The organism is Longimicrobium sp. (assembly GCF_036280135.1).
Classification (GTDB): Bacteria; Gemmatimonadota; Gemmatimonadetes; order Longimicrobiales; family Longimicrobiaceae; genus Longimicrobium.
Genome location: NZ_DASURI010000433.1, coordinates 1 through 6437 on the forward strand (window position 1 = coordinate 1; position 6437 = coordinate 6437).

A 6437-nucleotide genomic window follows, 5' to 3' on the forward strand; every position below is an offset into this window, starting at 1 on the left:
GGCACCGGCACCACGCTCGACGTCTCGATGCGCGAGTGCATCGACGTGGACATCCTCGTCGAGGACACCGACTCGGGCGACGTCGTGATCGCGCAGGACGCGCCCGTCATCGAGGGCGCCGAGCTGGAGCAGACCGTTCGCCAGGCGGACTTTGACGCCAACCTGCGCTTTGACCAGCTGTTCCCCACGATGGAGACGGTGGAACGCACCGAGATGGCCGGCCGCCCGTGCTACAAGGTGCGGATGGTGGCGGAGAACGGCGACGAGGCGTTCGGCTGCTTCGACACCGAGACCAAGCTGCTGCTGGGGCTGACGTCGCGGATGGAGTCGGAGATGGGCACCATCGAGAGCAACGTGACCTTCGAGGACTACCGCGACTTTGGCGGCGTCAAGATGCCCGCCCGCACGCGGATGAGCGTGATGGGCCAGGAGATGGTGATGACCATCAACGAGATGAGCACCGAGGCCGTGCCGGCGTCGATCTTCGCGCTGCCGGCCGAGGTGGCGGCGCTCAAGCAGTAAGCCCCGGAACCGCCGTACGAGGGTACGGGGTACGAAGGTACGCGGTGCGGCGGCCGGGATCGGGCCGCCGCATCCACGTTGACGGGGCGGTGACGGTGGACGGCGCGCACTTCCGCGCGGCGGCAGGACTTTCCTCCTGGATGGATGGAGCGGGGCAGATGCAGGTGATTCGCAGGATCTCGATGGCCGCCGTGGCCGTGGCCGTGTTCGCCGGCCCCGCGGCCGCGCAGGAGCTTCCCGCCGCGCGCACGGTGCTGGACCGCTACGCCGAGGCCATCGGCGGGCGCGAGCGGGCGCAGGGCTTCCAGTCGCGCCGGCTGGTGTACACGGTGGACGGCGGCGGCGCCACCATCAACGTGGAGGCCGTCCAGCGCCGCCCCAACCAGCAGATCGCCATCATGGCCACGCCCATGGGCGAGATCCGTTCGGGCTTCGACGGCACCACGGCGTGGGCCGTCACGCCCGGCGGCCCCATGATCCTGCAGGGTCCGCAGGCCGACGAGGTGCGCGCCCGCGCCAACTTCGACTCGGACGTGCTCTTTGACGACTACGCGTCGGTGGAGACCACGGAGCGGGCGGAGTACGGCGGCAAGGCGTGCTGGAAGGTGCGGATGACCACCACGGCCGGCAGCACGTCGTCGCGCTGCTTCGACGTGGAGACGGGGCTGATGGCGGGCATGGAAGCCGAGCAGAATGGCGTGCCCGTGACGGTGGTGTACAACGAGTACCGCGAGTTCGACGGGCTCAAGTACCCGTCGCGGTTCACGTCGTCCGCGATGGGCCAGGAGGTCGTGACGACGCTCGTCTCCGTCTCCCACGCCGACATCCCCGTCTCGGAGTTCGCGCTGCCCGACGCGGTCAAGGCGCTGCAGCCCTGAAGTGCGGTAGTGCGGGGGCCCTCCCCCGGCCTCGCCTAGGCTCGTCCACCCCCTCCCGCAAACTGCGCGGGAGGGGGTGTATACTTCTACGGGCTTTCTGCCGCCTGGCAGACACCCCGTCTGGTTCCCCGCACCGGGGTGCGAACCCTTCGGCAGAAACCGGCTTGTCTTCCTGAGGGGCCCTCCCAGACCCCGCTGGTGCAGGATGCCCGGGCCCCGAAGGATCTTGCCCGCCGCCGCTGGGTCTCCGCAGCGCGCACGGATGCCGGTTCGCGGTTCGTCGCGCGAAGGAGAGGCCGAGCGCGGGAGAGGAAATCCTTCGGTCGGCGCCGGAGTTTGGCGCTCGAGCAAGGATTCAGCGGCGCCTCCCTCAGGAAATCAGATCGCGGATAAGTTCCTGCAGTTCTCCCCCTCCCCCGCGAAGCGGGGGCAGGGGGCGGGAGGAGGGGGCCCTCGCCCGTGGATGAAACCATCCCCCTCCGCTCGATCCCAACCCGCATCTCGCTGCATCCCACCCACGATCCGCCCCCGCCCGTCGCGCGGCCGTGCCGTGGGCCATATCTTGCCCGTGCGGCCAGCCAGCTCCCGCACGCACGCACTTCCGCACTCACGCACTCGCCGTCCGTTGATCGAGTTCGACGCGCTCACCAAGGCCTACGGCCCCTTTGTCGCCGTGCGCGGGCTTTCGCTGCGCGTGCACCCCGGCGAGGTGTACGCGCTGCTGGGCGCCAACGGGGCGGGAAAGACCACCGCGCTGCGCTGCCTGGCCACGCTGCTCACCCCCACGGACGGCACCGCGCGCATCGACGGGTTCGACGCCCGCACGCAGCCGCTGGAGGTGCGCCGCCGCCTGGGATTCCTGGCCGCGTCCATGGGCCTCTACGCCCGGCTCACCGCCCGCGAGGTGCTGCGCTACTTCGCGCAGCTGCAGGGCGTGCCCGACGGGGAGATCCACGGGCGCGTGGAGACCATGGTGGAGCGCTTCGGCATCGGCCCGTTCGCGGACCGGCTGTGCGGACGGCTCTCCACGGGCCAGCGGCAGCGCGTGAGCATCGCCCGCGCGGCCGTGCACGATCCGCCCGCCCTGGTGCTGGACGAGCCCACGCTGGGCCTGGACGTGCTGAGCGGGCAGGCCATCTACGACTTCGTGGCCGATGCGCGGGAACGCGGACGCGCCGTCCTCTTCTCCACGCACCACATGAGCGAGGTGGAGCTGCTGGCGGACCGCGTGGGCATCCTGGCCGGCGGCCGGCTGGTGGAAGAAGGGACGGCGGACGACATCGTCCGGCGCAGCGGCGAGCCCAACCTGGCGCGCGCGTTCCTTCGCATCGCGCGGGAGGCCGCGTGATGCGCTGGAACACCGTGCGGACGGTGCTCGCCAAGGAGCTGCGCGAGACGGTGCGCGACCGGCGCACGCTCTTCATGATGCTCGTGCTGCCCACGCTGCTCTATCCCGCCATCCTCGTCCTGGTGCAGCAGCTGGCCATCTTTGGCCAGAAGCAGCTTAGCGCGGCGCCCGCCAAGGTCGCCGTCGCGGGCGCGGACCCGGCGCTCGTCCGCTTCCTGGACGCGGATTCGGCCATCCGCGTCTTTGGATCGGCCAACGCGACCGTCGCCGCCGTGCGCGAGGGCAAGGTGGAGGCGGCCGTCCTCCTCGGACCCGCCCCGACGGATTTGGCGTCCGCCGGATCGGCATCCACCCAATCAGCGACGGCCGGAGCGGGAGCGCAGCGGCCGGACACTTTCGCACTCTCGCACGCTCGCACTCTCGCACTTCCCGACGCCGGGACCCGCGAGGCGCGCATCCTCTTCGACGGCTCGGACGACCGGTCGCAGCGCGCGCAGGGGCTGGCACGGGCGCGGCTGGAGGCGTGGAACGACACGCTGCTCGCGCGGCGGCTGCAGTCCGCCCAGCTGCCGTCGACGTTCGCCACGCCACTGGCCGTCGCGGACACCTCCGTGGCGACGGCGGAAGAGGCGGGCGGATACGCCCTGGGCCGCTTTCTCCCCCTCATCCTCGTGATGATGACGCTGCTGGGCACCTTCTATCCCGCCATCGACCTGGCGGCGGGGGAAAAGGAGCGCGGCACGCTGGAGACGCTGCTGACGGCGCCCGTGCCCGCGGCGGAGATCGTGGCCGGCAAGTTCACGGCGGTGGCGCTCATCGGCCTGGCGGCGGCGGTGGCCAACCTGGCCAGCATGCTGCTCACCTTCCAGTCCGGCCTCTTTCGCTTTGGCCAGGCGGCGCAGATCCGCTTCACGCTGCCGCCCGCCGCCGCGCTGCTGATCTTCGCGGCGCTCATCCCGCTCGCGGTGCTGTTCGCGGCCACGTGCCTGGGCCTGGCCGTCCGCGCGCAGTCGTTCAAGGAGGCGCAGAACGCGCTCACGCCCGTGCAGCTGGGCGCCACGCTGCCGCTGTTCATCGTCAGCATGCCGGGGATCGACTTCACGCCGGCGCTGGCCGTGGTCCCCGTGGTGGGCGTGGGGATGTTCTTTCGCGAGCTGATGGCGGGCGGCGCGCCCCTGCTGCCGTCCGTGCTGGCCATCCTGTCCACCGTCGTGTACGCGGGGCTGGCGCTGGCGTTCGCCGCGCGCGCGTTCGGGCGCGAGGAGGTGCTGTTCGGCGGCGGGTCGGGCGACGTGGCGCCGAAGGACGGCGGATGGGCGGACCGGCTGCGCGGCTGGCGCGCGGCGGAGCGGGGCGTGCCGCTGCCGGCCGAGGCGATGGTGTTCATCGCCTTCATCGGCCTGCTGTACTTTCACCTGGGCGCGCGGCTGCAGCGGGACCACGTGGAGCGCGGTCTCGTCATCTCGCAGTACCTGCTGCTGGCGCTTCCCGCGATCGCGTTCGCCGTGCGGGGGCCGTACGACGCGCGAAAGGCGCTGGCCATCCGCCCGCCGCGCCCCCGCGCCCTGCTGGCGGCCGCGCTCATCGCCCTGGGCGGCATTCCCGTGGGCTGGCTGATCGGCTGGCTGCAGCTGCAGCTGTGGGAGGGCGGCGCCGAGGCGCTCATGCCCCTGCAGAACCTGCTGACGGCTACGGACGCGCAGCGGGCCTTGTGGCTGCTGTTCATCGCCGCCATCACGCCGGCCCTCTGCGAGGAGCTGGTCTTTCGCGGCATCCTGCTGCAGTCGCTGTCGCGCGAGGAAAAGGCGTGGCGGGCGGTGCTGCTGTCGGCGGCCATCTTTGGCGGCTTCCATCTCTCGTTCGAGACGGCGCTGCGGTTCCTGCCGACGATGTGGATCGGCCTGCTGATGGGGTGGGTGGTCTGGCACTCGCGATCGATTTTCGCGAGTATGCTGATGCACTTTCTGAACAACGCGTTCGTCGTGGTGCTGCTGTGGCAGCCGTCCGTGCAGCGCTTTGCCTTTCGGGGCGAGGAGCTGGCCTGGCCCACGGTGATCGGCGGCGCGGCGCTGCTGGTGCTGGGGCTGCGCCTGCTGCCCCGCCGCGACGTTCCGCCGATCTCGTCCTCCGTCCCCCTCGCAACGGGAGAACCCTGATGGTAGCCGCCGTCGTGCTCATCCGCGCCGTTCCCGGCGACGTTCCCGCGCTGGCCCGCCGCATCGCGGGCATCGACGGCGTGGTGGAGGTGTACTCCGTGTCCGGCGAGTGGGACCTGATCGCCGTCGTGCGGGTCAAGGAGTACGAGCGCATCGCCACGATCGTGACGGAAGAGATCGCGCAGGTGTCCGGCATCGAGCGCACCAACACGCTCACGGCCTTTCGCGTGTATTCGCGGCAGGACCTGGAGCGCGCGTGGGACATGTTCGACTGAGACTGCAGGGAATAGGGAATAGGGAATAGGGAATAGGGAATAGGGAATAGGGAATAGGGAATAGGGAATAGGGAATAGGGAATAGGGAATAGGGAATAGGGAATAGGGAATAGGGAATAGGGAATAGCGGGCCAAGCGTCCGCGACCGTTCGGCTTCGGCGCTTGACGTTGGGACGAACGGTGTCAGAACGGTCTCGCGCTTGCCGTTCTCCTTGTGGGGCGGCGCGGCCGTCCCGACGTCCCGGTCCGCCTCCGTCCCCGTGCACCGGAGGTGCGCATGCGAATGCCTCGCGTGTGCCTCGTCGCCGCCGGGCTGGCCGCGCTGCTGGCGGCCCGCCCCGCTCCCACCCAGATCCAGGTTCGCGGCGTTCTGCTGGACGCCGGCAGCGGCGCGCCCATCTCCAGCGCGCGCGTGCACCTGGGCGCCACCCGCGGCGGGTGGCGCGAAGAGATCCTCACCGACAGCGCCGGCGGATTCGTCTTTGACGACGTGCGCCCCGGCCCGTACCGGCTGCGGGCGCGCCGCGTGGGCTACCGCGAATCGTCCGGCACCCTGCGCCTTTCCGCCGATTCCGTCGTGGAACTGCAGCTGCGGATGGCCGTCGCCAGCGTGGCGCTCGCCCCCGTGACGGTGGTCACGCGCTCGCGGCGGACCGTGAGCCCGGTGCTGGAGGGCTTCTATGGCCGGCTGGAGCGCGGGCAGGGGCGGTTCGTCACGCGGGAGGAGATCGAGGCCCGCAGCCCCACGCGCGTCACGGACATGCTGCGCACCCTCCCCGGCCTGAACGGGCACGCGGCGCGCGGCGGCGTGGGCGGGATGACGATGTCGCGCGGCAGCAGCGGCGACCGGTGCACGGTGGTATTCTTCGTGGACGGGATGCTGGTGAGCCAGCCGTCCATGGGCGGCCCGTTTCGCGGAAGCCCGCGCCAGGACCAAGCCATCGATGACTACGTTCAGCCGTCGGAGGTGGAGGGGATCGAGATCTATCGCGGCGAGTCCGACACCCCCGCCGAGTTCGTGACCCGCTGGGTGGGATGCGGGACCATCGTGATCTGGACCCGCCGCGGCGAGACGCGGGGGGAGTGACGGGATCGCGGGATGCGGGGATGGAGACTTCATCCCCGCATCCGCATCGCTCGCGCCGAGAGCAGCCCGCCCCTCTCCCGGCCTCTCCCCGCTCGTTCCTCGCGGAGAGAGGAGACCAGGTGCGGGCGCCGGATCCTGCGGATTGGGCCGGGTGTGTCTCGCCCGCGGAGG

At 71.0% G+C, this 6437-nt stretch carries 6 protein-coding genes; all 6 read left to right on the forward strand.

Annotated elements, in window-relative coordinates; all coding sequences use genetic code 11:
- Positions 1 to 522 (forward strand): hypothetical protein (locus tag VFZ20_RS13910; protein WP_329684499.1); only part of this gene is annotated, 522 nt, incomplete at its 5' end.
- Positions 523 to 680: 158 nt separating this feature from the next.
- Entirely contained in the window at positions 681 to 1400 is a 720-nt protein-coding gene (locus VFZ20_RS13915) for a hypothetical protein (protein ID WP_329684500.1), read from the forward strand.
- Positions 1401 to 2025: 625 nt separating this feature from the next.
- Positions 2026 to 2748, forward strand: coding sequence for an ATP-binding cassette domain-containing protein (locus VFZ20_RS13920; RefSeq protein WP_329684501.1), 723 nt, complete (start codon positions 2026 to 2028; stop codon positions 2746 to 2748).
- Positions 2748 to 4904 (forward strand): ABC transporter permease subunit/CPBP intramembrane protease, encoded by a 2157-nt coding sequence (locus tag VFZ20_RS13925; protein ID WP_329684504.1) that lies wholly within the window; start codon positions 2748 to 2750, stop codon positions 4902 to 4904. Before VFZ20_RS13920 ends, VFZ20_RS13925 begins: the two co-directional genes overlap by 1 nt.
- On the forward strand, positions 4904 to 5179 hold the full coding sequence (locus VFZ20_RS13930; RefSeq protein ID WP_329684502.1) for an Lrp/AsnC ligand binding domain-containing protein: 276 nt from the start codon (positions 4904 to 4906) through the stop codon (positions 5177 to 5179). The genes VFZ20_RS13925 and VFZ20_RS13930 overlap by 1 nt, the downstream gene beginning before the upstream one ends.
- Positions 5180 to 5456: 277 nt before the next feature.
- Complete coding sequence (locus VFZ20_RS13935) at positions 5457 to 6266, forward strand: TonB-dependent receptor (RefSeq protein ID WP_329684503.1); 810 nt, start codon at positions 5457 to 5459, stop codon at positions 6264 to 6266.
- Positions 6267 to 6437 lie beyond the last annotated feature (171 nt).